The 25,670-nt window shown below is 65.8% G+C and carries 23 protein-coding genes and 3 pseudogenes; 13 read left to right on the forward strand and 13 right to left on the reverse strand.

The annotated features are described in order from the left end of the window. The first annotated feature begins 385 nt into the window (after window positions 1–385). Together ACFTS5_RS13105 and ACFTS5_RS13110 are read left to right on the forward strand one after the other, a co-directional pair. The gene (locus tag ACFTS5_RS13105; RefSeq protein ID WP_378630568.1) at window positions 386–1,666 is read left to right on the forward strand and encodes a lipase family protein; all 1,281 of its coding nucleotides are present in this window, start codon (window positions 386–388) and stop codon (window positions 1,664–1,666) included. Between the two features lie 170 nt (window positions 1,667–1,836). After that, on the forward strand, window positions 1,837–2,781 hold the full coding sequence (locus ACFTS5_RS13110) for a M56 family metallopeptidase (RefSeq protein WP_378630569.1): 945 nt from the start codon (window positions 1,837–1,839) through the stop codon (window positions 2,779–2,781). A gap of 72 nt (window positions 2,782–2,853) precedes the next feature. Here ACFTS5_RS13110 and ACFTS5_RS13115 read toward each other — a convergent pair whose 3' ends face one another. The 3 genes from ACFTS5_RS13115 to ACFTS5_RS13125 all read right to left on the reverse strand — a co-directional run bounded on the left by ACFTS5_RS13115 (window position 2,854) and on the right by ACFTS5_RS13125 (window position 5,912). Further along, window positions 2,854–4,275 carry an MDR family MFS transporter gene (locus ACFTS5_RS13115; RefSeq protein ID WP_378630571.1) on the reverse strand — a complete coding sequence of 474 codons (1,422 nt, stop codon included), beginning with the start codon at window positions 4,273–4,275 and terminating at the stop codon, window positions 2,854–2,856. Beyond that, window positions 4,272–5,417: a PLP-dependent cysteine synthase family protein gene (locus ACFTS5_RS13120; protein WP_378630572.1), complete on the reverse strand. Its 1,146-nt coding sequence runs from the start codon at window positions 5,415–5,417 to the stop codon at window positions 4,272–4,274. Before ACFTS5_RS13120 ends, ACFTS5_RS13115 begins: the two co-directional genes overlap by 4 nt. Before the next feature lie 81 nt (window positions 5,418–5,498). Next, window positions 5,499–5,912, reverse strand: a complete 414-nt coding sequence (locus ACFTS5_RS13125) for a hypothetical protein (protein WP_378630574.1) — start codon at window positions 5,910–5,912, stop codon at window positions 5,499–5,501. Window positions 5,913–6,578: 666 nt separating this feature from the next. Here ACFTS5_RS13125 and ACFTS5_RS13130 point away from each other — a divergent pair. From ACFTS5_RS13130 to ACFTS5_RS13150, 5 genes are all read left to right on the forward strand, one after another. Beyond that, entirely contained in the window at window positions 6,579–6,995 is a 417-nt protein-coding gene (locus tag ACFTS5_RS13130) for a BlaI/MecI/CopY family transcriptional regulator (protein WP_378630575.1), read from the forward strand. 256 nt (window positions 6,996–7,251) lie between these two features. Then, on the forward strand, window positions 7,252–8,157 hold the full coding sequence (locus ACFTS5_RS13135; RefSeq protein ID WP_378630577.1) for an esterase/lipase family protein: 906 nt from the start codon (window positions 7,252–7,254) through the stop codon (window positions 8,155–8,157). Between the two features lie 233 nt (window positions 8,158–8,390). Next, on the forward strand, window positions 8,391–9,149 hold the full coding sequence (locus tag ACFTS5_RS13140; protein ID WP_378630578.1) for an SGNH/GDSL hydrolase family protein: 759 nt from the start codon (window positions 8,391–8,393) through the stop codon (window positions 9,147–9,149). Window positions 9,150–9,453: 304 nt separating this feature from the next. Next, the gene (locus ACFTS5_RS13145; protein WP_378630580.1) at window positions 9,454–9,591 is read left to right on the forward strand and encodes a hypothetical protein; all 138 of its coding nucleotides are present in this window, start codon (window positions 9,454–9,456) and stop codon (window positions 9,589–9,591) included. A gap of 423 nt (window positions 9,592–10,014) precedes the next feature. Next, window positions 10,015–12,015 carry a CocE/NonD family hydrolase gene (locus tag ACFTS5_RS13150; RefSeq protein WP_378630581.1) on the forward strand — a complete coding sequence of 667 codons (2,001 nt, stop codon included), beginning with the start codon at window positions 10,015–10,017 and terminating at the stop codon, window positions 12,013–12,015. Between the two features lie 140 nt (window positions 12,016–12,155). Here the strand turns inward: ACFTS5_RS13150 and ACFTS5_RS13155 are convergent, their stop codons facing one another. Next, window positions 12,156–12,503: an Lsr2 family protein gene (locus tag ACFTS5_RS13155; RefSeq protein ID WP_378630583.1), complete on the reverse strand. Its 348-nt coding sequence runs from the start codon at window positions 12,501–12,503 to the stop codon at window positions 12,156–12,158. A gap of 160 nt (window positions 12,504–12,663) precedes the next feature. Between ACFTS5_RS13155 and ACFTS5_RS13160 the strand changes: the two genes are divergently transcribed. Continuing rightward, entirely contained in the window at window positions 12,664–13,689 is a 1,026-nt protein-coding gene (locus tag ACFTS5_RS13160; RefSeq protein ID WP_378630585.1) for an AraC family transcriptional regulator ligand-binding domain-containing protein, read from the forward strand. Between the two features lie 7 nt (window positions 13,690–13,696). Here the strand turns inward: ACFTS5_RS13160 and ACFTS5_RS13165 are convergent, their stop codons facing one another. Then, window positions 13,697–14,371 (reverse strand): TetR/AcrR family transcriptional regulator, encoded by a 675-nt coding sequence (locus ACFTS5_RS13165; protein ID WP_378630587.1) that lies wholly within the window; start codon window positions 14,369–14,371, stop codon window positions 13,697–13,699. A 390-nt stretch (window positions 14,372–14,761) separates the two neighbouring features. Here ACFTS5_RS13165 and ACFTS5_RS13170 point away from each other — a divergent pair. Then, window positions 14,762–16,486 (forward strand): annotated as a pseudogene (locus ACFTS5_RS13170) (CocE/NonD family hydrolase); the annotation flags it as partial. Between the two features lie 35 nt (window positions 16,487–16,521). On the opposite strand, the pseudogene ACFTS5_RS13175 reads toward ACFTS5_RS13170, so the two are convergent. From ACFTS5_RS13175 to ACFTS5_RS13185, 3 genes and pseudogenes are all read right to left on the reverse strand, one after another. Then, window positions 16,522–16,809 (reverse strand): annotated as a pseudogene (locus tag ACFTS5_RS13175) (SDR family NAD(P)-dependent oxidoreductase); the annotation flags it as partial. A 328-nt stretch (window positions 16,810–17,137) separates the two neighbouring features. Beyond that, window positions 17,138–17,236 (reverse strand): annotated as a pseudogene (locus ACFTS5_RS13180) (gamma-glutamylcyclotransferase); the annotation flags it as partial. 44 nt (window positions 17,237–17,280) lie between these two features. After that, window positions 17,281–17,754 (reverse strand): MarR family winged helix-turn-helix transcriptional regulator, encoded by a 474-nt coding sequence (locus tag ACFTS5_RS13185; protein ID WP_378630589.1) that lies wholly within the window; start codon window positions 17,752–17,754, stop codon window positions 17,281–17,283. Window positions 17,755–17,873: 119 nt separating this feature from the next. On the opposite strand from ACFTS5_RS13185, the gene ACFTS5_RS13190 reads away from it, so the two are divergent. Beyond that, window positions 17,874–18,755 (forward strand): DODA-type extradiol aromatic ring-opening family dioxygenase, encoded by an 882-nt coding sequence (locus tag ACFTS5_RS13190; protein WP_378630591.1) that lies wholly within the window; start codon window positions 17,874–17,876, stop codon window positions 18,753–18,755. A 77-nt stretch (window positions 18,756–18,832) separates the two neighbouring features. Next, window positions 18,833–19,768 (forward strand): NADP-dependent oxidoreductase, encoded by a 936-nt coding sequence (locus ACFTS5_RS13195; RefSeq protein ID WP_378630593.1) that lies wholly within the window; start codon window positions 18,833–18,835, stop codon window positions 19,766–19,768. 189 nt (window positions 19,769–19,957) lie between these two features. Here the strand turns inward: ACFTS5_RS13195 and ACFTS5_RS13200 are convergent, their stop codons facing one another. From ACFTS5_RS13200 to ACFTS5_RS13210, 3 genes are all read right to left on the reverse strand, one after another. Continuing rightward, on the reverse strand, window positions 19,958–20,455 hold the full coding sequence (locus ACFTS5_RS13200; protein ID WP_378630595.1) for a DUF6764 family protein: 498 nt from the start codon (window positions 20,453–20,455) through the stop codon (window positions 19,958–19,960). A gap of 129 nt (window positions 20,456–20,584) precedes the next feature. Then, window positions 20,585–21,382 (reverse strand): SDR family NAD(P)-dependent oxidoreductase, encoded by a 798-nt coding sequence (locus ACFTS5_RS13205; protein ID WP_378630597.1) that lies wholly within the window; start codon window positions 21,380–21,382, stop codon window positions 20,585–20,587. Between the two features lie 41 nt (window positions 21,383–21,423). Continuing rightward, window positions 21,424–21,993: a hypothetical protein gene (locus ACFTS5_RS13210; protein ID WP_378630599.1), complete on the reverse strand. Its 570-nt coding sequence runs from the start codon at window positions 21,991–21,993 to the stop codon at window positions 21,424–21,426. An 86-nt stretch (window positions 21,994–22,079) separates the two neighbouring features. Here ACFTS5_RS13210 and ACFTS5_RS13215 point away from each other — a divergent pair, with 86 nt between their 5' ends. Then, window positions 22,080–22,646, forward strand: a complete 567-nt coding sequence (locus ACFTS5_RS13215; RefSeq protein ID WP_378630601.1) for a TetR/AcrR family transcriptional regulator — start codon at window positions 22,080–22,082, stop codon at window positions 22,644–22,646. 53 nt (window positions 22,647–22,699) lie between these two features. Here ACFTS5_RS13215 and ACFTS5_RS13220 read toward each other — a convergent pair whose 3' ends face one another. Next, a complete protein-coding gene (locus ACFTS5_RS13220; protein ID WP_378630603.1) occupies window positions 22,700–23,359 on the reverse strand; it encodes a hypothetical protein in 660 nt (219 codons plus the stop codon). A 432-nt stretch (window positions 23,360–23,791) separates the two neighbouring features. Here ACFTS5_RS13220 and ACFTS5_RS13225 point away from each other — a divergent pair, with 432 nt between their 5' ends. Next, window positions 23,792–24,637: a hypothetical protein gene (locus tag ACFTS5_RS13225; protein ID WP_378630605.1), complete on the forward strand. Its 846-nt coding sequence runs from the start codon at window positions 23,792–23,794 to the stop codon at window positions 24,635–24,637. Between the two features lie 44 nt (window positions 24,638–24,681). Here the strand turns inward: ACFTS5_RS13225 and ACFTS5_RS13230 are convergent, their stop codons facing one another. Beyond that, window positions 24,682–25,593, reverse strand: coding sequence for an alpha/beta hydrolase family protein (locus tag ACFTS5_RS13230; RefSeq protein ID WP_378630607.1), 912 nt, complete (start codon window positions 25,591–25,593; stop codon window positions 24,682–24,684). Window positions 25,594–25,670: the final 77 nt, after the last annotated feature.

A 25,670-nucleotide genomic window follows, 5' to 3' on the forward strand; every position in this document is an offset into this window, starting at 1 on the left:
CGGGCTCGGCCGCCGGCGCCGCTGACGACCGGCGCAACGCTGAGCGCTCGATGCCTGCTCGGTCGATTCAGGTTTGCTGGGCGAGGACAGGCGACTACTACTCCCGAGGGGGGCACCCGGCCTCTGGATCGGGTGGTGATCCGAAGCAGTAGCCCGCGCGGCGATGTCGGCACCATGGCGTATGCTGTGGCCCCGGCAACGTGATATCGGTGCCTGGTTCTGTGCTCGACGGAGATGCCCGCAGTTTCGATCAAGATCTCTCGGGTCGAACATCACGCCTTCTGCTCACGATCCGCTGACAAGCGGTGTTGCGCTCCATCCGTGGCGATCGTGCTGTTCGGTTCGATAGCTGCCCTGGACGGATCACCTCGCACGAAGGATCGGTATGAAGAGCGGAAAACGCGCGTGGATCGCAGCACTCACGGGAACCCTCGTGGTTGTCTGCGTCGGAGTCGTGGCCACACCGACGGTAGGGGCCCAGCCGCCGCAGTTGCGGGTGGCGGGGGGTGACATCGTCCGTGCCGATGGTTCGGCGACGGCGATCACGATCCCCGGCCAGGCCGGGCCGATCCCGGCACGATCCACCCGCCTCGTCTACACCAGCAACGACACCCACGGCGCGCCGAACACGGTGGTCGGCACCTATCTGGAGCCGAGTCAGCCCTGGACCGGCCCTGGCCCGCGACCACTGGTGGCATACGCGGGCGGCGCACAGGGGCAGAACGCCGACTGCTCGCCGTCGGCGATGCTGGCGCAGGTGATCCGGTACCAGCCGCCTGCCGACGTGGTCTTCGAATACGACATCATCGCGATCTATCAACTCCTGGCGAGCGGGATGGCGGTGGTGATGACCGACTATCACGACTTCGGGGTACCGGGAGTGCACGACTTCCTGAACCGCAGGACGCAGGCACACGCGGTGCTGGATTCCGCGCGGGCCGCGCTGCGGCTGCCCGGTTCGGGGCTCGGCCCGGACTCGCCGGTCATCATCTACGGCTACTCCCAGGGCGGGATGGCTTCCGCTGCCGCCGCCGAACTGCAGGCCGAATACGCACCCGAACTCGCTGTGCGCGGGGTACACGTGGGCGGGCCGGTGGTGGGGCCGCAGGATTTCATCGTGCGCAGTGACGGCAATCCCGGCGTCGCGCCTGCCATCGCGTGGGTGCTCAACGGAATCGCCGCGGACTACCCCGAGACACGCCCGGTACTCGACGCCGAGCTCAACGACACCGGTAAGGCGATCCTGCAAAGCTCCATCGGCACGTGCGGGGGCGGTCTCTCCGAGACTTTCGTCCAGCCCCAGGACACGTCGCGGTGGACGACCAGCGGGCGGCCGCTCACGGCCGTGATCGACGGTTCCCCCGAGTTGAAGCGGGCATTCGACGAGCAGCGGCTCGGCGGGTCCACTCCTGCGGCGCCGGTGCGCGTCTATTCGGCCAGGCACGACGACAAGGCCACCTACCCCGCCGCGCGCGATCTGGTCGCGCGATGGTGCGGCGGCGGCGCGGCGGTACAACTGGACGCGGACAGCGCGGTGCCCGCGATGTCGGGCTTCTTGGGCACCCACGATCTGGGCTTCTTCCCGTCGCTGACAAGTTCGCAGCCGTGGATGGTCGATCGCCTCGCCGGCGTGCCGGCTCCGGTGAACTGCGCGTCGCTGCCCTAGCCGCGCTGATCTCCAAGAAGAGGCTGAGCTTGTCCGGAGACCAGCGCCGATAGAATGTTGCCGAGCTGTAAACCCGCAGCCTCAACCGATGTAGATGCGGCAGAGGAGTCTCCCGTGCCCGAAGCCAAGGAGTCGATGATCGCGCAGCTCGTATCGGGAGAGGTTCGCCAGTGAGCGGCGCGGTCTGTCTGCTCGTCTACAGCCTGGTTGTCCTGGTCCTCGCACCACCGGTGCTGACCGGCTCCACCGGTAGCGGCCGCAATCCCGGTCTCGGTCTGATCGCTTGGATCAGCGCGATCGGGTCGGTCCTGGTGTCATGGGTCGCCGCAGCGACATTCGTCATCGTCGATATCGGCCGTGACCTGCTGGCCGGCGAGCATCTGAGTTTGAGCAGGTGCTTCACCCAGCTCCATGACGCGGCGATCGGTGTCCATGGCGGGGCGGTGCAGGTCGGGTTGCTGGTGTTGATCGCTTTCGGAGTCGTCGCCGTCGGTGTGCTCGCCTCGCGTCTGGGCACGGCCCTGGCGCGGGCGCGGTCGGCCACGCACCGCCATGCGAACGCGGCGAGGATCATCGGACGACCGCATGACCGCTACGACGCCGTCGTCATCGATCACCCCGAACCCGCGGCCTACTCGGTGGCTGGGAATCCGAACACCATCGTGCTCACGCAGGGGATAGTGGCAGCGCTGGACGATGAGCACCTCGAGGCCGTCATGGCCCACGAACGCGCGCATCTGACCGGTCGCCACTATCTTCTTCTCGCGGTGACCCGGGCACTGGCGGCGGTGCTGCCGCGGATCGATCTGTTCGTGACCGGTGCGGCTCAGGTTGCCCGACTGGTCGAGATGTCGGCAGACGACGCGGCCGCTTCGCTGCACGGACCGAAGATCGTTCGGGAGGCGTTGCTGGCGCTGGCCGGGACTCGCACCCCGATCTCGTTCGGTGCGCCGGAGGTCGGGCTCGCCGACCGGGTGTTCCGGTTGTCGGCCCCCTATCCCGCCGCCCGCCCGATGTCCGCGACCGTCTCGGCACTGACCACCGCCGCGGTTTTCGCCGGTCCGATGGTTGCCACGCTCGCGGCGGCCGCGGGGTTCGGAGTATGCGCGTTCTAGGGGATCGCGTGCACGTGGGGCTTCGGCGATCAACTCCGTGCGTGGTGTTCCTGACTCGGTAGCGGGTGCGGTTCACCGCCTGGCCGCCGGCGAACCTGCGGCATTGCGGCGCCGCTCGTCGCCGCTGGTGGGACGAGGGCGAGCCGGCGGGCCCATGCGAGGCGGGCTGGTGCGCGACGGGTTGGAGCGCTGGGCGGTGGTTCGTGCGGGAGCCGGCTGCTCGTCGAGCCGGTGGCGGCCCGGAGGTAGTCGGTGTCGCCCGCCGTGTGCTGCGGTGTCGTCGGCACGCGCGAGGCGAAGCAGCGCGCAGGCGGAGATCGCACCGATCGCGGACAGCCCTGCCCAGACCGCCCAGTCGATTCCGGCGTTGCGGGCCGCACCGACAATGGCTCCGGTGGCGAGGTTGCCGATGAGGATGCCGACGCCGACGACGGTGTTGTAGAACCCGTAGTGCGTGGCGACGAGTCGATCCCCGGACAGCGAGACCACAGTGTCCATCTCGAACGGGAACACCGCGGCAGTGCCGATCGCCAGCAGCGTCGTCGTGATCAGCAAGGCGGCGACGGCGGCGATCGTCCCGAACCGGGCAGGCCCCGGCACCACGATCAGCGGGACGAAGGACGCCGCGAGAACTGTCATACCGGCGACCAGGCTGCGGCCTGGCCCCCACCGGACTCGCAGCCAGGCGGTGATCCGGAGCTGGCCCACGACCGCGACCACACCGGAGACGACGAACAACGCCGACACCAGCGCCTGAGATCGCGCGCCGGCGATGAACTCCGCTTGCAGTGGCAGCGCGAGATAGACCTGGAAGGAGAGGACGTAGGAGCCGATCATGGCCACCGAGAACGCCAGGAATCGGCGATCGGACACCACGGTGCGCCAGTCGTCGAGGACCGAGGTCTTCCCCGTCGAGGTGTCGGATCGGCGGGCGGGGAGCGCGAACAGCTGGGCGACGGTCAACGCGGCGAACACGATCGCGGCCACGCCCGCGGTGACGCGGAAATCGACCGTCATCAAAGCCAGTCCCACCAGCGGGCCCGCGAGGATGCCCGCTTGGTAGAACATGTTGAACACGGCGAACGCCTCGACCCGGCGTTCACCGGCGTCGGCGGCCAGATACGCGCGCACCGCGGGATTGAACAGCGCCCCGGCGAAACCGGTTGCCGCCGAGGCGATCAGCACACCCGGCAGCGAGTTCGCGAACACCAGCAGCGCGAAGCCGCCCGTGCGCAGCAGACATCCCGCGACGATGAGCGGCTTGTAGCCGAGCCGGTCGGCGAGTGTCCCGCCGATCAGGAACATGCCCTGCTGGGAGAAGTTTCGCACCCCCAACACCAGCCCGACCGCCCACGCGGCCAGCCCGAGCGGTCCGGCAAGGTAGCCGGCGAGGTAGGGCATCAACATGTAGAAGCCCAGGTTGATGCCGAACTGGTTGACCATCAACAGCTGGGCAGGCCGGTCGAAACCGGCGAACTTGGTGAATACGGTCATGAAGCGAGCTCCCCGACCGTCCACGACAACGGTGACGGAACTTCCGCACACCGCGTCCAGCGCTGCACGACACGGTCCCCTGGGTGCGCGATCGTGTCGGGTTCGACCGGTGGCGCGGCGTCGAGCAGCCCGTGTTCGGCGCAGTACGTGTCGTTGTAGATGGTGTCGAAGTAGCGGTGCGGTCCGTCGGGGAACACGGCCGCGATGCGGGTGCCCGCGTCGCCGACCCGTGCGACCCAGCCGGCCACCAGGGCGACCGCGCCGACGCTCCATCCGCCGGTGGCGTGGTGTGTCGATGCCAATGTTCTGGCGGCCCAGACAGATTCGGCGGGCGCGACCCAGTGGACTTCGTCGAAAGCGGCGTAATCGACGTTGGCGGGGAAGATGCTCGAACCCAGGCCGCGCATCAAGCGTGGGCCGGCGGGCTGACCGAAGATCGTCGAGGCGACGGTGTCGACGCCGATGAGCTTCATCGCCGGGTTGAAGCTGCGCAGCACTCGCGCTACGCCGGCGGAATGGCCGCCGGTGCCGACCGCGCACACCAGTACATCGACGGTGCCGAGCTGTTCGATCAGCTCCAGCGCCAGGGATTCGTAGCCGTCGACATTGTCCGGGTTGCTGTACTGGTCGGGGCACCACGCGTCAGGTTCTTGCGCCAGCAGCTGCGTCACGCGGTCGCGACGGGCCTGCTGCCAACCTCCGCTCGGGTGTGGTTCGGACACGAGGTCGACCTGGGCGCCGTACGCCGCCAGCATCTTGGCCACGATCGGTTCCAGACCGGGATCGGTCACCACGGTCACCGGATGCTGGTACACCATTCCGGCCAGGGCGAGACCGAGTCCGAGTGTGCCGCTGGTCGACTCGATGACGCGTGCACCCGGGCGCAGATCCCCTCGCTCACGGGCGCGTCGCACCATGTGCAGCGCGGGACGGTCCTTCATTCCGCCGGGATTGCATCCCTCCAGCTTGGCCCAGAATCCGCGACCCGCGTCGGCGAGCGGCTCGCCGATCCACAGTACGGGCGTGTTGCCGACCAGCCCACGTGGTGCGTGCGCGGCATCCGGCGCACCGAGTAGGCGAGGGGAGTGGTCGGGCTTCTTGGTGAGCAGGACCTTGTTCACGGTGGTTGTCTCTTTCTGCATCAGCGGCCGCGTTCGGCGGCGCGCCACGACGATGGACAGCGGTCCCCGGCCGACACGGGTGGTCGGCCTGGCGCTGACCGGTCAGCGTCGGGCGATGCAGTGCAGAGAGAGGATGGTGCGCCCCGAGGGCGAGCGCGGGCGTCGGGGCGGTCCACGGACTCCGACTCCACCCGCGGGCGGTGTGGGTGTCGCTGACATCACCGCGGTGACCGCGGCGAGCAACAGTGCCGAGAGGGTGAGGGAGGTGATGCCGGGTGGGATCGCTGTGGCCGTGCAGTGGACGGTGTCGGCGTCGCAATGCGCGGCCGCGATGGCCGCGAGGATGTCGTGGCTGTCGGTTGCCGACTTCGACGCGTCTGCCGCCGTGGCGTGATGGCCGTCGGTGTGGGAGTGCTCGCGCATCAGCGAGCAATCGATAGCAGGGATCATGAGCAGCGCGCCTATCAGCAGCGCGGCCGGCCAGCCACCGTGTCGCAACCGAACGAAGAGTTTCACTGCGGACCGATGGTAACGGTGCTGTAACGGAACCTGCAATCCTGACACGCCAGTAACAACGAAAACGGTCAAGGTACGTACGGGATGAGCTCGTTGGTGGACCAGGGTGGACGATTTTTGTGTTGCGGATTCACGCATCGGTCGCCCTCCTTTGTCAAATATGTTGGTTGCGAACAGCTTTCATGATCGGTGGCGTGCGTCGGACAGTACTGGTTGACATCCGCTCCGATCAATCTACTATCTCGGTACGTACATAGTATCGACGACGTCGACCTCTGCTCGCCGCGCTGCGCGGGACCACGCTGATCAGCTCCGAATGGTTCTCGGCCGACCCGGATTTCGTACGACGAAGGAAAGTCGTGCCCGCACACCGGGTCTTCGCCTCTCTGCCGCGGTCGCGGCGCCGCTTCCTGGCGCCGAGCGCGCGGTCGACCTCCGGCCGCGGGCCGGCACCCGACGATGACAAGGACTACGAGGGGAGGTGATTCGCTGATGAACCCGCTGAAGATGTTGTGCGACTTGATGTGCTCGATGATGGCCTCGTGCTGTCAGATGTAGCCCGACGGCGCGGTGTCCGGGCGGCCGAACTTCGTCGATCGAAGGGTGTGTCGCCTGGGCCTGTCCGATTCGTCACCGGAGTGACATGACTCGAACGGCTGATCTACGATGTCACTACGTAGGTCGGTGGTGTCTGGAGAGGAGGAAGTCGTGGCGCACAGGTTCGGCGACCTCGAGACTGTCATCATGGACCGAGTCTGGGCCTCCGAGGAGGACTTCACCGTCCGTGACATCTACGAGAGTTTGCGGCTCGAACGCGAGATCGCCTACACCACCGTGATGTCGACGATGGACAACCTGCACCGCAAAGGCTGGCTCGATCGTGAGCGCGACGGCAAGGCCTACCTGTACTGGCCGACCCTGACCCGCGAGGAGTACAGCGCCCAACTCATGCGCCAAGCACTCGTCGGAACCCGATCCGACCTCGTTCTCGCGCATTTCGTCGAACAGATCACCGACGACGAAACCGACGCCTTACGCGCTGTCTTGCGCCGTTTGCGGCCCAAGCGTTCCCACGACGGCTGACCTCGACCGAGGGCACCGTGGGCATCGCTCGGGTTCTGCTCACGGAACGGCGTGAGAGGTGCTCGAGGAACGACCGGCGATTGTCGACCCTCGCAAGTATCGGGACTGGGGCGAGCCATGATCCAGTGTGAAGTCGAGCGTTCTCTGAAGATTCTCATCTGCTTTCACACGGCTCGCGCTACGATATGACCGACCGGTCGGTCATATCGTCGGTGGGTCGGGATTCCGATCGGTCACCGGAAACCTAGGAGTCATCGTGCGATTCGCTCACACCTGTGTTGCTGTTGTTGTGTTGCTGTCGGCAAGTGCTGCCACCGCTACGGCGGATCCTGCCTCGTACAACTACCCCAGCGGCTTGGCCGCGCAACTGGCCGATCCGGGACAGTCACCGCCCGGTGCCAATGACTGGAACTGCGAACCTGCTGCGGCACACCCGAATCCGGTGGTACTTCTGCACGGCCTCAGCAATCAGACGATCACCTGGAACACGATGTCGCCGGTGCTTGCCGCCGCCGGATACTGCGTCTACTCCATGACGTTCGGGACCGGGGCCTTGGGATCGGTGATCGGCGCCGTCGCTCCGGTGCCGGACAGTGCCGCACAGATCGCCGACTTCATCGACCGGGTGCGGGCAGCGACGAAGTCCGACAAGGTCGACCTGGTCGGTCATTCCATCGGTGCGGCGATCCCGTTCTACTACCTGAATCACCTCGGCGGCGTACCGAAGGTCGACAGGTTTGTCGCCCTCGCGGCGCCGTTCCACGGCAGCACACTGAGCGGGCTCGGTGCCGTGCAGCCGCCCGAATCCACCCCGCTGGGGCGCGAACTGGTTCAGCAGTGCGGTCCGTGCGCGCTGTCGGTGGGTTCGTCGTTCCTGCGGGACCTGAATCCGGATCCCACGATCGCCCCGAACATCCGCTTCACCACGATCGTCACGCGGTATGACCAGATCTCCACACCATTCACGACGGGCCTGCTGGACGGCCCCAACGTCGACAACGTCGTGGTACAGGACCTCTGTGCGACTGATTTCACCGAACACAGTGAACTGACCTATGACCCCGTCGCTGTGCACGTGGTGCTCAATGCGCTCGATCCGGACCGTGCGCAGCCCGTTGGATGCACTGTCGTACTCCCGTATGTCGGACCGTTCGCTCGCTGAGCGGGTACGTCTCGGCTGCCTGACACCGACGATGTGACAGTCCGCTACTCCAGCCGATGTACGATCCGAATTGCCGACTCCGGATACGCTGCTGGTGCGCGGCTCGCGTGCGGAAGGAACCGAGAATTGTGACAATCATTCGGTGGATCGTCCCGGTGGCAGCAGCGACGGTGGCGATATCAGGCGTTGTACCGGGGACCGGATCGGCCGCGCCTACGCAATACAGTCACTACGTGGCGTTGGGTGATTCGTACTCGGCGATGGCAGACCATACTCGGCTGGCCGATGCCGGCTGCATGCGTAGTACGCGAAGCTATCCCTATGTGCTGCAGTCGATCATCGGAGCCGCGCGCTTCGATTCCGCCGGATGCGGTGACGCGATGACAACGCACATGGTGCAGCCGCAGCAGACGGCATTCGGCGTGAATCCGGCACAATTCGATCGGCTCTCTGCCGATGTCGACCTGGTCACTGTGACGATCGGCGCGAACGATATGGGCTTTCTCGCTCAGGCGGGTGTGTGCGACGTCGGCCCTGCCCTCGGAGATACCAGGGCAACTTGCCCTGCTGACCTATCGGCAGTGGAAAGTGAGCGATGGCGGACGCGAGCACAGGCGGCTGCCGACGGCGTTCGCGCGACAATCGAGTCGATTCGCACCCGCGCTCCCAAGGCGCTGATCGTCTACGTCGGATATGCGCGGCTCTTCCCGCCGAGTGGTACCTGCGCGACGTTGCCCGGGTTACCCGCGTCGCTTATCGAGTACGCATACATCCGTCACACGATGTTTCTCGAAAAACTCACCGGCGCGGCGGAAGACGCTGGTGCCACTGTTGTCCGCCCGGATCGGGTAGCAGGTTATGACATGTGCCGATCAGCGGACGTTCGATGGGTTGAACCGCTGATTCCGGCCGAGGTGACTTCGCCCATTCATCCGAATGCGCGTGGGGCAGCAGCGATTGCAGCTCTTGTCGCAGCCGCGTTGGCAGGCTGATCGAGCTGCTTCATGTCGGTCAGCCCGTCGGGTGGACTAGGCCATCTCGCGGATTCGCTGCTCGATCCAGGCCGCACTGAGTCGTCGACCCGCAGCACGACGTCGCCGGGCGCGGGTGTTCCCTCGCCGGTTCGGACGTCGCGGCCGCGGCGTCGTAGATCCGCTCGGCTGCTTTCGGGATCTCCCAGCGATGCGCCTGCCTCCCCATACGAACATGCGTGTGCCTTTTGTACCAGTGGACACGATCCCTTAGCCTCACGCCTCAGACGATAACGTCGTGACAATGGAACGGCCGAGGAGATCGATGGTGCCCCCGATTGGTATCGAACGGGTGAACTGCTTCGCGCTCGATGCGAAGGACCCTGAAACTGCGGCGGCATTTGCGGTCGAGCGGCTCGACTTCATCTTCGTGCATGCACCGATGTCGGTCTCGGTGCCCTGATTCGAGGTCGAGGACAAATTCATGACCGCTGTGGTCGAACGGTCGGGCACCTCCCGATGATGCGCTCCTCGGCGTCGATATGGGCGCGACATTCGTAAAGGACAGCAGCCGCGAGCGACCCTGAGAACAATGAATACCCGCTACCGCGGGTGAGGCCGACTCGGCCGAGCCGAATACTGAAGAGTCCCACTTCGATCACGGGCACCGCATTGATCGAGCTGCGGAGACAGTGCGGCTTCTCGTCTCATCCCTCGTTCGGCCTGGAGCCGACGAAATCTGCCCTCGACCCAGGTGGTCGTCGTTGCCGCCACGTGATGGCACTCGGAACCGATGGGGCGCCACACCTACCACCAACAGGAGAGCTACTTCATGTTGTGTCATCCTCGAACGAGACGCCGTCTCGTAGAGTCACTAACGCCGGTCTTGGCTGTTCTCCTCGTATTCGCGTCAGGCTCCACGGTCGCCTCCGCAGCGCCGGACAGCGCGGACCCCGGTCTCGCGCCCGCCGCGTGGACTGCCACCTACGACGGTCCGCAGCCGTATCCGGACGTGAACATCCAGTGGGACGTCCCGCTGACGATGTCGGACGGCACAGTCTTGAAGGCGGACGTCTACCGACCCGCGGACGCGTCCCGTGCGGCGGTCGCGGACAAGACGCCGGTGCTGATCAACATCACCCCGTACGGGAAGTTGGCATCGATGTTGGTCACCACCGCGCTGAGCGAGCCGGTGCTGGTGCCGTTCGCGATCGAGCTGGTCAATTCGATCAACTTCACCGGCACACCGATCGCGGGAATCGACGACCTCAAAAGGGCACTGTCGAGCGGCCTGCTGGACAGCTTCGGTGTTGATCAGCAGTTGGTGAAGAGCGGCTATACCTACGTCGTGGTGGATGCTCGCGGCACCGGGTTCTCCCAGGGACAGTGGAATGTCCTGCGCGACAGGGAACAACAGGACACCATCGAGGTTCTGGAGTGGGCGCGCACCCAGCCGTGGTCGAACGGCAAGCTGGGTATGACCGGCATTTCCTACTCGGGTATCAACCAGTTGCAAGCCGCGGCGCAGCGACCGGCGGGACTGGAGGCGATCTTCCCGGTCGTCGCGGGCGCCGACATCGTGCGTGATGTCCTCGCTCCCGGTGGGGGATTCGGTATCACCTTCATCGCGGCATGGCTCGCTTCGGTCAATCAGCAGAAGTTGATTCCCGATGTGCAGTCCATGCTCACCGGCCACTTCGATTGGAAGTGGCTGGGCGACAGGGTAAGCGATCCGGTCACCTACGTCCCGCAGGTCCTGGAAGCGCTGCTGCTCCCGTCGGTGGATCAGATGTCCCCACTGACGAGGGATTTGATCACCGCGGGTAACTCGGTGCGCGATGCGTACAGCACACCCCTGGATCAGATCGAGATCCCCACGATGGCGGTTGCGGGTTGGAACGACCTGTTCCTCAATACCGGCGCCCGTATGCTCGACGATCTCACCGGCGTACCTGACGACCGAAAGAAGCTGATCATCGGCGACGGATACCACTTCACGGTCGGCTCCGATATGGGCGGCCCCGGCGAGCCACCGCGAATCAACACGCTACAAAAGGCGTGGTTCGACAAGTGGCTCAAGGGAATCGACAACGGCATCGACCGCTACGCGCCCGCGACGATTCATTCCTACGGCAACGGTTGGGTGCAGAGTGATGACTACCCCGTCGGTGGTCAGAGCTACCGTCGCCTGTACCTGAACCCGGCACCGAGCGGAACAGCGGCACACGCGGTACGTGACGGCTCGCTCACGACAGCGCCAGGCGACCGGCGGGAGAACTGGACGATCAGCCCCGGCCTGTCGACGATCTGCTCGCGCGATGCCGCCCAGGCCAGCGTCGGCGTGCTGAGCATCTTCACCGGCTGCGCCGAGGACAACCGGCTCGCGGAGTCGAACGCTCTGTCGTTCACCTCGTCCGCGGTCAGTGAACCGACGCGGATCAGCGGCCGGATCAACGTCCACCTGAATACCACCACCGAAACGCCGGACGGATACTTCTCCGTGATGGTCACCGATGTCGCACCCGACGGGACCTCCACCGTCGTCAGCAGCGGCCAGCTGGTCAGCACGATGCGCCGCTACGATCCGTCGAAGTCTGTGGTGGCGCCGAACGGGGACATGATCGATCCCTTCTACGAAATCGACATCAGCAAGCCCGAACCGGTCGTGCCCGGACAACCCACCGTGCTCGAGATCGGTTCTCACGCCACCGACTTGGTACTGCGACCTGGTCACCGTCTTCGCGTCGACGTGTTCGCGTTGAATCTGTTGAAGGGACTGCCGACCGGCCCGAGCACATCTGTCGCGGGATTCAGGCCCGAGACCGTGGTGCTCGATCCGTCGGCGCCGAGTTGGGTGAACGTGCCCAGCGACCGCCCGATCGCCTGAGGCTGCGCGAAGTCTCAGCGACTGTTCCATGCTGCGGTGGGGGAGATTCCGGTCTCTCCCACCGCGCACGGCAACCAAGCGGAGCTCACCGGCACACACGCGTGCACCGCTGCCCTTCACATCGCTTGCGTGGGTAATGGCTAGGCGCGTTGTTCGATCGCGTGTATGTAGGCTCGGATTATTTCGTTCGATATCCTGCCGCGGCTGGACAGGGAATATCCATTGGATCGCGCCCACTGTCGAATTGCGGCACTTGAATTTTCGTCAACCTCTCGCGATGATCCTGACGCGATCTCGCGTGAGTCGGCAACGCCGATTCGGCGCGCCTTGCTGGACCACCACGATAGTGTCGTACGAAGCCTGTGCGCGCTCTTCGGAGACAATCGGATGTCGTAGTCGACGCCATCGAGAGAAAAAGAAACGGTCTCATCCGCAACGCGTTCGTAGTCGATGTCATCGGCGATGCCGCTGGGCGGTGACCATGTCACTCGAACGGTCCTTTCCAGTGCTTGCGAGCGCGGGGAATTATCATTCGTCGCGCGGCCTGGTGATGGCAGACGTCACCCCGCGCAGGATCACACCTTCAGTATCTTTGGCGAGATCGGGCATTTCTTGACCTGACACGACAGTAACTTGACGATGGATGACATGAGCGATGAGTACTTGATCCGTTCGGCCGGGCTACGCGGATTCCGGGCAACGGTGGCGGAGTTGGGAGGCAATGCCGACCACTATGCGGAACTGGCCGGTCTGCCGGTATCCGCTCTCGACATCGACGACATGCTCGTATCCGACGTAGCGATCGCCCGCGCGCTCGAAATCGCCGCCCACGACCTGGACTGCCATGATCTGGGTCTTCGGATCGCCGGTCGTCAGGACCTCAACGTGCTGGGGCCCCTGTGGTTGGCGGTGCGCAACACCGCCACCTTGGCCGATGCTCTGGAGTACACCTCGCGATATCTGTTCATGCACGCCCGCCCACTCAACGTCACCCGCGTACCTGACCCGTACGGCGCCGACGGTGCTGTCGCCTTGCGATTCGGGTCTGTTCGGGGCAGGCCGAATCCGATTCAGGGCACTGATCTGTGCCTCGGGCTGATTCACAGGTCGATCCGATTCCTGGTCGGCGGAAGCTACAGCTTGCTGTCGGTCGAGCTGCCGTACTCGCCACGCGTGCCCATCGCACGGTACGAGCAGTTCTTCGGGGCGCAGGTTCGATGCGACCGGCCCGACGCACTGCTGCGTGTCCCTCTCCGCCTGCAGACGATGCCGGTTGCCGGCAGCGACGAGGAGCTGCTTCCGATCGCCCTGGCACTCTTGTCGAAGCAGCCGCACGGCCCTGGAGGCGCGATCGCGCCGCGTGTCCGCGGAATCTTGCAGGAATCGTTGGGAACGAGCAATGCCGAAGTCGAGAGCGTCGCCCGGCTGCTGGCGATGCATCCACGGACCCTTCAACGCCAGCTGACTGCCGAAGGTGTTTCGTTCAGTGAAATCCTGGACAACGTACGCCGCCGCCAAACGTACCTATATCTGACGACGACCAGGATGCCGCTGAGTCAAGTGGCTGCGCTGGTCGGGCTTTCGGAACAATCCGCGTTGGCTCGTTGCTGTCGGCGATGGTGGGGGACGACCCCCAGCGGTGTCCGCCGGGGAGAAGTGGCGGAACAGCGTTGAGAGAGCGTCACTGACCCACCTGTGCCGTGCCGTCGACGGGTGAGTCGCCGAGAAGTCTCAAGGTGACGCGCGACAGCGGTGGCCCCAGTGCAGGCAGTGCCGAAGGACCGCGAGTCCGAAGGCAGTCCCGAATGCGATCGTCGATGCCGCCGATCAGGAAATCGAAGTCACCGTCGGGCAGAGAACCGGTGAGCTCGCCTTGCTGAACGGCGAGTTCGCGGGCCGCGCGCATGCGGTTCGCGAGTTCGCTCATCAATTGGGCGCGGTAGACGGCAAGTGCTGGGCCTGCGATGAGCGCCTCGACGTGGAGGGCGCGGGCGACCGCAGGTTCCTCGGCGAGGATATCGAGGTAGGCGGCCAACGAGGTTCGGATCAGCTCGCGCCAGTTCAGCTGTCCCGCACCCTTGATCGCGTCCGTGAGCCGCACCTCGACAATCCGGAAGATCGTTTCGAACGCCGCGGCCAGGCAATCTTCCTTCGAATCGAACAGTTCGTAGAAGGTCCGCCGAGAGACCCTCGCGCGCGACACGAGGTCGGCGACGGTCACAGAGTTGTAGCCGTGCGATGCGATGGCATCGAGCATCGCGAGCAGGAGTCGGCCCCGCTGCGACTCGGCGACCTCGGCACGCGTCATCCGGTGCGGGCCACGGGGCAACCGTTGATCGGGCATCGGGGCGTTCACCCAGTGAGGGTATCAACGCGAGCCGCGACGATCGGCAGTCGATGAGCTGCTCGCGGGGTCACCGCGGTCTGGCTCGGAAGGGTGCGGGCGACCCTTGTGATCGAATGTGGGGAACGCTACAGTACCTCTCTGTCGGGTGTGGGGTACTCCGATGTTTCTCGTCTTGTTTGCCGTCAATGAAGGGCTGGTCGGGGTGCGATGAAGTTGCCGTTTCGAAGAGTTGTCACGAGTGCCGTGGTGGTTACGGCCACGATGGCGGCAAGCCTTCTCGTAGCGCCCGCTACGCGGGCAGACCTCGGCGATGCCGCGATGGCCGCAGCCTGGACGGCGACTGCCGACGCACCGCCGACCTACCCTGGCGTACACGTCGATTGGGATGTGCCGATCGCGATGAGCGACGGCGTCGTGATCAAAGCCAATGTGTATCGCCCGATGGACGCCGCAGGCCGGATCGTGCAAGAGCCGCTGCCGACAATTGTCAATATGACTCCCTACACGAAGCTTTTGTACATGCTTCTCGAGTCGGCGGTGTCGATCCCGTACCTGTACGACTCGCTGGTGACACTGATGAACAGATTCGACCTCTTCAATCTGAACGGAACACCGTTCTCGGCCCTCGGCGACCAGATCAAAGTCGCCTCTGGCGGCCTGGCCCGCACGGTCGCGGTCGATCGCAATCTGATTCGAAGCGGATATACCCAGATCGTCGCCGACGTTCGGGGAACCGGCTTTTCCCAAGGCAAGTGGGAGACCTTCAGCCAACGTGAGAAGCAGGACACCTCCGAGATCGCCGAGTGGGCGGCCGATCAACCCTGGTCCGACGGCCGGGTCGGGTTGTCGGGGGTGTCCAACGGCGGGATCAGCGCGCTCCAAGGCGCGGAGCAACGGCCACCTTCGGTGCAGGCGGTGTTCGCCACGATCCCCGGAAGCGACCTGCTCCGCGACACCGTGGCGCCTGGCGGCGGATTCGACGTGGGGTTCATTCCCCTGTGGCTGGCGGCAGTCAACGTCGGAAAATGGATTCCTGATCTGGCATCGATAGCGAACGGCACGTTCGACTGGAAGTGGCTCGCGGACCGGGTAGCCAATCCGATCACATTTATCGACACCTTGATACGAGCACTCGTTGTGACATCCGTCGACAATATTCCGCCGGATCTGGAAGCGTACTTGGACCCCGAAGGGCAGTTCCGCACAGGCGTTACCGGACATCCGGAAAAGATCGAAGTCCCCACCTTCGTCATCGGCGGCTGGCACGACATATTCGCCAACTCCGAACCGGAAATCATCAACGCGATTCCGCTGCCGACGGATCAGAAGAAACTCCTGATGGGCGATTGGTACCACAGCACGACCGGCGCGGGGTTGGGGGTCGCCGGGGCGCCGCCCCGCATCGACGTTCTGCAGCGGGCCTGGTTCGACAAGTGGCTCAAGGGGATCGACAACGGCGTCGATCGGTACAGTCCGGTGACTTTGTTCCAGCAGGGCGGTGGCTGGACGAGTGACGGCCAATTCCCCCGCGCCGGAATGACCTACGCACGCCAGTACCTGTCCGCGGCGCCGAGCGGTACCACAGGCGATGTGGTGCACGACGGTTCGCTCAACCCGGCCCCGCCCGCTATCCCGACTACGCTGACGGTGGCACCGGGGCTGTCCACCATTTGCTCGCGTGACAGCGCTCAGGGCACGGCGGGAATCGTCGGGATAATCGACGCGTGCGGCAAAGACTCTCGTCTCGCCGAAACCGCCGCGCTCACCTTCACCGGCAATCCGGTCACCGAACCGACCGTGATCTCCGGCCCGGTGAACGTCCACCTCAATACCGTTCTGGACGCGACGGACGGGTATTGGTCGGCCACTCTCAACGATGTTGCCCCAGACGGAACTTCGACCGTCCTGACCGCGGGGCAGCTCACCGCGTCGCTGCGCGAGAACGACGACAGCAAGAGCGAGCGCCTGGCCAACGGTGACTACACCGCTCCGTTCCCGAAAATCACCCTCGAAGATCGACGGCCGGTCGTGCCAGGTCAGCCGACCTCACTGGATATCGGGCTGATCCCCACCGATGCGATCCTGCAACCCGGGCATCGGCTGCGGGTGGACGTCTACGCCGCCAATTTCCCTCGGGGAATGATGATCCCCGCACTTCTTCCGATTGCAGTCAGGCCGGCATTGTTGATGACAACGTTCACCACACCGAACAGCGCCTGCACGCGATCGGCATACGCGAAGAACGCCATACGGTCCGTCACGTCGAGTCGCTGCGTGTCGACGACGACACCATTCGCTCGAAGTCGACGCTCCGTATCGGCCAGTCCGTGTTCGTCGATATCGCTGATCGCGAGCCGGGCGCCCTTGAGCCCGAGCTCGACTGCGAGCGCACGTCCGATGCCCGATCCAGCGCCGGTTACCACCGCCACTCTGTCTTGAAGGTTCAATGCTGGATCCTCGCGACCCTTCGCAGAGAAGGTCCGGCAGCGGACTTCGTCACGATGGTTCTCATACGTCCAGTATCAAAAGCGATGGTGGGAGATTCTTGACCCATCGCGACATCTATTTGACCGGGAGCGACATGGGGAAGCTACGGTGAGATCGCGCTACTCGGTCACCTGTGGTGACTATCGCGGTCGAGCGGATTGCCCGGCGCTATGCCCTCAGAGTAATAACACTGTAGGTGTATTCGGCGAATCGTGAGCAACGGATTCCATCACGTCTCGGCCGTCGCTCGAAGCGCCGGTTCTCGGTGATGGGGACCTGGTCGGACTCGTCCGCCGCCGCGAGATCGGTTGCGCTGATGGTGAATACGGTGCCGGGGATACTGGTGGCACAGCCTGCCGGGCGCAGGGCCGGGTGCGCATCGCTGCCCTCTCGGCGATCGAGTCGATGCGGCGGATGGGGGCTGAGTCGGCTCAGCTCCGTTCGAGTTCCCCGCGCACGGTGGCGGCGATGCGGGTGAGTGCGGTCCCGAGGTTGCGGCGCTGAGCGGCGGTCAGTGGATCGAACACGAGCCGCTTCACCTGCGCCACGTGCTCCGGGGCGCTGTCGGCGAGCTTGCGGCGGCCGCCGTCGGTGAGGGTGGCGAAGGTGTATCGGCCGTCGCTGGGGTCGGGTCGGCGGGTGACCCAGTCGCGGGCTTCGAAGCGGTCCATGGCTTTCGACAGCCGGGGCTGGGTGCTGTCGCAGACCCGGGCGAGGTCGCTCAGGCGCATCGTGTCGTCGTCGGCCATCGACAGCCTGGCCAGCACCCCGTACTCGAAGTTGGAGATGCCCGCATCGCGTTGTAGCTGACGGTCGAGAGCTGCGGGGAGGGCGGTGACGACCGTGAGGAGCGCCTGCCACAGCTCCTGCTGGTCCTCATCGAGCCAGGGTGACGGGGTGTTCATGCGCTCATCGTACTTGCCCAGGAAACATGTACTTGCCTGGGCAAGTCATTGTGCGCTACCTTGTTACTTGCCTAGGCAAGTGAAAATACTTTCCAGGGCAACTTAAGGAGCTGATATTGATGACAACAAGCCGCCGCTTCTCCGCGAACGGCCGAGCTTCGGGTGAGCCTGCTGCCGCCTACACGGATCTCCTCGCCCGTGTCATGCCACAGGCGCGCGAACAACCCCTGTGGAGTGAGGCCGACGGGCCGCTGCCGAGCCTGTTCGTCAGCCACGGTGCCCCGTTCACCCTCGACGATCCGCAGTGGCTCAGCGACCTCTTCGCCTGGGCTCAGTCGATGCCCAAACCCCGTGGCATCGTTGTTGTTTCGGCCCACTGGGAACAAGCACCGGCCGCGGTCACCGCGGCCGTGGCAGGCACTCCGCTCTACTACGACTTCAGCGGCTTCGACCCCCACTACAAGACCCTTCCCTACGCGACCCCGGACGCCACCGGCCTCGCCCGCCGACTCACCGGTCTGCTGGGCCCAGCACCCGTGCACGAATTCGCCGACCGCGGCCTGGACCACGGCGCGTTCATCCCGCTCATGGCCATGTACCCCGCTGCTGATGTCCCGGTCGTCCAGCTCTCGATGCCCAGCCTCGATCCCCGTGCGCTCCTCGAACTCGGCGCACGCCTACGGTCGCTACGGGAAGAAGGCATCCTCGTGCTCGGCTCGGGCTTCATGACACACAGCTTCGCCGTCTTCCGCCGTCCAGAGCTCGCCACCGAGACAACAGCTTTCGATGAATGGGCAGTCGATGCTCTCGCCCGCGGCGACGTCGATGCTCTGGCTGACTACCGCACGAAGGCGCCCGGTGTCGCGGTCGCCCACCCGACGGCCGAACACTTCGTTCCGCTGCTGCTGACCGTCGGTGCCGCTGCGGACCCCGCCAGCGCGGTGAGCGCCATCGACCGCCTGGTCATGGGCAACTCCATCCGCTCGGTCCAACTGACCTGAGCCGGTTCGACTTTCCCTTCCCGCTCGATCGCCTCATCCCCGCGGCGACGAGATCGCACACTCTGGAGGACAGTTCCATGAAGGCCATCCGTTTTCACGAGTTCGGCACCAGCGAAGTCCTGCGCTACGACGACGTCGAACGTCCGGTCCCCGCGCCCGGGCAGGTACTCGTGCAGGTCGTCGCCACCTCGTTCAACCCGGTCGACGATCACATCCGCGCGGGGCATCTGGCGCAGATGCTCCCGATCGTGCTGCCGTATGTGCCGGGCATCGACCTGGCGGGCACCGTCGTCGAACTCGGCGCGGACGTGACAGGCCTGGCGATCGGCGACCGGGTCGTGGCGATGTTGCCCCTCGACTCCGCGGGCGGCGCAGCCGAATTCGCGCTGGTTCCCGCCGAGTCCCTCACCGCGGCACCGCGGACGATCGAGTTGGCCGACGCCGCGGCGCTGCCGCTGACCGGCCTCGCGGCCTGGCAGCTGGCATTCGAGCTCGCCGAGCTGAAGCCGGGTCAGACGGTCCTGGTCAACGGGGCGGCGGGTGCGGTGGGCAGCCTGGTGGTGCAGCTCGCTGTCGATGCGGGAGCGCACGTGACCGCGGTGGACGCGCCGGAACACGCGGACCGACTCGGCGGCTACGGCGCAGTCCGGGTCGAAGGCCCGCTCAGCCTCGCCGACGGTCCGGACGCGGTGGGTGGTCCGTTCCAGGTCGTGGTGAACCATGTGCGCGTTTCCCCCGAGGAACTCGCACAGTTGACGAACTATGTCGCCGACGGCGGGATCGCCGTAAGCTCGGCAGGCCCGATTCCCGAGGACACCGCCCGCGGGGTCCGCAGCGAGAGTCTGTGGGTCCGTAGTGACGGGGCCCAACTGGGCGAGCTGGTCGCCAAGGTGGACGCCGGCAAGCTCCACCTGCACATCGCCGACCGTCGCCCGGTCGCGGAGCTGGCCGAGGTGCACGCGGACGCGGGCGCGGGCCGCCTGACCGGGAAGACCATCGTGCTCGCCCCCTGATCGCACTCGACCGAGGTGGGGCTTCCCGCTAGACGGGAAGCACCCTCTCCATCGAGCACACCGCACTGCCTGGAGTTGCCTGTCCTGCTGCATCTTTCGGTGAATACCGCCGAACGACCCGCCCGGGCGAGCCCGCCGCCGACCAGGTGGAATGCAAGATCCTGGTCGGGTCTTGCCGGATCGAGGGCATCAGCCCATCGACACGCATCCCTGCAGGGTCTGGAAGTCACCCGCGAATCCGGGCCCGCCCGTGCAGGTGGGCGTCGAGGTCCCGGTGACAGTCACCGTGGCTCCGGGACCGGCGATGCCGATGGACAGTCCCGGTCGCACGCCGGTGACGGCCGCCATGGCGCCCGGCCCCACCGCGATCGCGGCCGGTCCGGACAGGTACTGCGAGGCGGAGGCAGCCTCGCCGCCGTTCGCCGCGATCGCGAGCGACAGGCTGGTCGGCGCGGCGTCGGCGTCGGCGTTGCCACCGAGTCCGTACGCCGCGGCCGCCCCCATGGCCTCGCTTTCCGCGGCGCAGGACGCACCCTCCTCGTCTGCCTGGGCAGCAGTAGCGCCGGGAGCCGGACAGGCCGCGACCGGCGCGGCATTCGCTGTCGGGCCGCCGGCCAGAGCTGACAGTGAAACCGCACCCGCACCTACCAATAGGGCCGCGGCGCGCCTAGCAGTGAAGTTGAACATTGGGGTCACCCTCGCTCTCGATCGTGTCGCTCGCACCCCACAACCCACGAGGCTGCCCGGCCGAGCTGAAATCTGAGTTGGACAACCTTCAGCCTACGCACCTAACGATGCAAATTCGATGCAAGAGGCTCAGCTGTTCTTGAAGGGGTTGAGAGTCTTTCCGGCGAGGTAGCCCAGGCGGATGGGCAGGGGCTTCATGGCGGCGGCGGAGATCTTGTTGACGATGCCCGGGATGCACACGGGTTTGCCTTTCATCACCGCGGCCCAGCCTTCGGCGACGACGGCTTCGGGCTGCTGCCAGAGGATCCGGGGCAGGTGGTCGGCTGCGTCGCGAGTGCCCATGACGTCGTGGAATTCGGTGCGGGTGAAGCCGGGGCACAGCGCGGTGACATGGATGCCGTGGGGCTTGAGTTCCATGTCGAGGGCTTGCGAGGTGTTGAGGACGTAGGACTTGATGCCGGTATAGAGCAGACCGGCTCCCGGCGGGGCGAACGCCGCGACCGAGGACAGGTTGATGATGCGGCCCCAGCGGCGTTCCTTCATGCCGGGGATGACCAGGCGAGCGAGTTCGGTCGGGGCGGTCACCATCAGCTGGATCTCCCCGGCCAGGGCGTCCCATGGGGTGTCGGCGAACGCGGTCTTGCCCGACAGGCCCGCGTTGTTGATCAGGACGTCGACGTCCAAGCCCTGCTGGGCGGGGTAATCCAGGATCGCGGCGGGTGCGGCGGGGTCGGTGAGATCGGCGGCGAACACCTCGCAGCGCACATCGTGGCGTTCGGTCAGCTGCGTGGCGAGCTCCTGAAGCCGGTCGGCGCGGCGGGCGACGAGCAGCAGCTGGTAGCCGCTTGCGGCCAGATGGTGGGCAAACGTCGCGCCGATGCCGGCCGACGCGCCGGTGATCAGGGCGGTGCGGGGGGATGTGGTCATGGGTCCTTCGTTTCGGATGGGGGCCGACAGGTGGGCGGTGTTCAGGCGGGTGGGCCGGGCAGCTCGCGGGGACCGGGTGTGAAGTCATGGCGGGCATTGCCGATGTCACCGCGGTAGGAGCCGACCGGGCCGGTCAGCAGGAAGGGGCGGGGCACGCGGCGCTGAGCGTCGGTGAATCCCCAGGTGCCCATGCCCAGGTAGACGCCGGGCGCGGCACGCCGCACCTCGTCCACCATATGGAGCGAGCCGCATATCGAGGTGTAGGCGCGATAGATGAGCGTGTAGGCCGGAGCGCCGTCGTAGCGGGACGGGGCCAGCAGTGTGCGCATCGGGTAGCGCTGCCGGACTCGGCCGAACTCACCGAAAGTGTTGTAGCCGCGCCCGCCGTTCTCGTCGACGGGCCGGAATGCCTTGCACAGCCACGGACCGAGCGGGTTGGCCACGGCCACCTTTCCGGTCACCTCGGCGAACAGGTTCGGCTGGGCCAGCAGCCAGGCGGCGTACTCGCCGTTGAGCTCGCTGATCGTGGGGGCTTCCAGAGTGGTGAAAAGGGCAAGCAGGCCGTCGGTGTCCAGCTCTCGCAGTTCGGCGGCCACACTGTCGGTGTCCAAGGGAAACCCACCTCATCTCTCGGTTCTTGAGTGGTGCTCAAGAAGCGTAGCGTTTTCTTGAGCACCACTCAAGATAAGATGATGGGGTGCCCCGGAATCGACGCCCACAGAACCGCGAGGAGAAGCGCGAAGAGATCATCGTCGCCGCGCAACGGCTGTTCATCGACGACGGCTTCGAGTCGGCGTCCACGGCACGGATCGCCGGCAGCGCAGGAGTCGCCGTCAATACGATCTACTGGTATTTCCAGGACAAGGACGAGCTGCTCATCGCTGTCCTGGATCGCGTCTTGGCCGAAGCGCTCGCGACCTACGCGTCGGTCGACGGCCTGCCGCTGAACGACCGGCTGCTGTGGGTGGTCGACCAGCTGGAACGGCTACACGGGCTCGTCAACACCGTGCACACCCGCGCCCCGGCCTCGCCCGTCATCGACACCTGGCACGCCGGGTTCCATCAGCTGGCTGACGCCCTGTTCGCCGACGACCTCCGCAGGGCGGGCGCCGCCGAGGCCGACCTCGCCGCCATGACCGCCATCGGAACCTTCGTCATCGAAGGCCTCCTCACTCACCAGCGCGACGACGCGGGCAAGCGAGCCGTCATCGACCTGCTCGTCCACAGCCTCACCGCCGCCTCCAGCCGAACCGGGACAAGCTGACCGGCAGTCGTCGAGATCGGGTTGTTACGAGCGGATCGTTTGCCCCGACATGGTCAACCTGGGGGCTGCCAATACCTCCCTGGCTGCATATGCCCAGACCGAGGCTGTCGGAAGGTGTCCATCACCATTCGGATCGCGGCAACGACGGCACCCGGACCGTGTTCGGGTCTGCTGTCGAAGTCCTCGTATCGCACTGCGGCCGACCCGTGGACGATCAGCTCTTCGGTGTCCGCCGGATAGAAGCCGTAGCCCACTCCGTCGGTGAGTTCGGTGTACGGATGACGACTGGAGTAGGCCGTAGCGAGAACGCCCGGGTGGGGAGAGCGCACCAGACCGCCGGCCGCCGCACGGTTGATCAGCGTTTCCAGTGCCGATTCGATCTCGAAGTCGGGGGTGCGGAAACCGAGCAGATCGGCCCAGTCCGGAAACGTCGACCGGCGTAGCTGCAAGGCCGCCGGTGCGCCGACGACCCATGCTCGCGCCCACTCGTCGATCGCCGGATCGATGACGAATTCCCAACTCCGCGCGTCGAATTCCTCTTGTGCTCGCCGCGCACGCCGGGAGTCCTCGGCGTAGTAGGCCTCTCGAAACGCCGCAGTCGAGCGGTCGACAATCCGGGAATCGTTGTGCAGCGCCCTGTCTCGATCGTCCCAGCGCCGCGCAGGGGCGGTGCGCGCCAAATAGAGTTCGTAGCCGGACGGCTCCTGCTTCATGCACGCACAGTACCGATGTTGAACTTCTGCGAAGGGCTGCGCACCAGCGACGTGAATAGTGCTGGTCGAGCGCCTCTTGTCACCGCCCGCCGCGGATTCCTTCGCCGATATTGTTTCGGTCGGACGGCAGCGTGCTCAGTGCGATCCGGACACAGACGCTGCTGTTCCCCTCGAGTCGAAGTCTCGACGGCAATTTATCCGCAAAGGCATGTCGCCGCGAGTGGGTGAGCCGGTCCGTCGATCCGGTCAGGGGGACGCGCGCGTCCTCTTCGCGACGTGGCGCGGGGCTTGACAGGGGCGCCGGGGACGGCTTTGACTGACTTGGAAATGGGTTTCCACCTCCTACGACAGCGCTCTGAGAGGTCGACGATGGGCAATACGCGGATAGCGATCCCGGGGCATCGGCGCGGATCGTCCGCCCGCCGCGGAGTCATGTCGGTTCTGGCACTGATCGGTGCGTGCCTGCTCTCCTTGACGGCTACCCAGGCCGTCTCCGGGCAACCTATGGCAAACACCTCCGACACCGGATTCGCGATCCCCTTCGCCGGTGCGCCCGCCTATGAACACGTCGCACCACCGCTGCTGACGAGTCCGGACCAGCTCAACCAGCCGCTCGGTCAGGCCTTGGCCGACACGATCGCCGGTCAGGTGGGTCTCGACAGAGCCGACGCGCTGACCGAGCAGCAGTATCGTGACCTCAGCACCGGCGGCGGCGTCGGCGGCAGCCGCGAGGCGGCCGAGGTGATCGTCGCCTGCGTCGAGATCCTCACCAATACGGTCGGCCGCCCTCTCTATTCCGAGGTGAACGGACAAAGCACGCCCTCGGTGCTGGCCGGCTACGGACTGTACGTGAACCCCGGCGGGCTGTTGGAGAGCCCGGCCAACGTGGACGCGCCGACCAGACAGGTGAACACCTTGCTCGCGCCCGGCGGTTACGTCGGCACCTGGCTGCGGGAAAACGGTGCGTTTCGCACTCTGGTCGCGCTCTACCGATCGGCCTACACGGTGCAAGCTGCTTACGGCTTCGCGGCACAACAGATTTCGGGCGCGGCTCAGCTGGTGACCAACACCAAGGGCGGAGTGAGCTCCGAGGTCGGCATGTCGATGGCCCCGCCGCTGTGGATTGTGAACTTCGCGCTGATCTACATCCTGAACCCGGCCCTGGCGGCCGAGATGCCGGCCCACTGGGCTCCCATACCCCCGCAGGTCGCCGACGCCATCAAGGCGAGCCCGACCGGCCAGGTCCCTTTCGGCGACTATGCGGTCTACTTCGAGTGACGTGGTCAGCACCACGGTGTGCCGGAGGTCGTGCGAGTGGAGCGTCAGTTGCTGGTGCCGACGTAGCCGATGATGGTGTCGCGCGCTGTGTTCCACGCAGAAGACTCGGTGTCGGCGAATTCACCGTGTCCGGTACCGCGCAGGATTCGTAGGTCGGCGATGCCGCCGGCGCGGGTGACAGCTTCGACGTAGCGGTGGCTTTGTAGCGGCGCCACAACTCGGTCGTTCTCGCCGTGTAATGCGGCGATGCGAGTGTCGTTCGCCGGGAGGCGGTGAATGGGGGAGGCGTTGCGGTAGCGGTCGGGTACCTCCGTCGGCGTACCGCCGAGGAGCTTCGGGACGAACGAATCCTGGCTCTCGGTGACGGCCAGATCCAAGTCGAGTACCGCGGCCATCAGGGTGAGGCTGCGGATGCGAATCGCGGGATGTCTCGGTGGTTCGCCTGCTCGGTGTCCGGCGGTCCAGGCGGCGAGGTGGCCGCCGGCCGAGTGCCCGGCGAGGTGAACCCGCTGCAGGTCGAGCAGGTTACCGAGGCGTGGTGCGACGATGTTCGCCAGCGCGTCGACGGCGTCGTCGACATCGGTGAGTGTGACCGGCCATCCGCCGCCGCCGTTCACTCGGCGGTACTCGATGTTCCACACGGCCACGCCGTTGCCTGCCAGCGCACGGGCATGGGCGTCGAATTGTGCGAGGGTGCGGTTCTGCGCCCATCCGCCGCCGTGGATCAGCACCACCACGGGCAGCCGCGTGTTCGATGCCGGTGGCAGATAGAGGTCGCCGAACGTCTCCGGTGAGCTCCCGTAGCTGATGCGCATCGGGGTTTGCGGAATCGCCACAGCTTCCGCGGCGACCGTCTCGGCCGGTACCGACAGATCCGTGGCGCGATATCCCAGGGCGAGGACGAACACCGCGAGCACGCTGAGACCGGCAATGCGACGCTTGCCTCCACATGCCACCGGTAGTTCTCCTCTCGATCGCCTCTGAATCTGCACCGTATCGCCCCCACGGCCGGTCAACGGTGAGGTGGGACAGC

This window comes from Nocardia sp. NPDC056952, from assembly GCF_042674185.1.
Lineage (GTDB): Bacteria > Actinomycetota > Actinomycetes > Mycobacteriales > Mycobacteriaceae > Nocardia.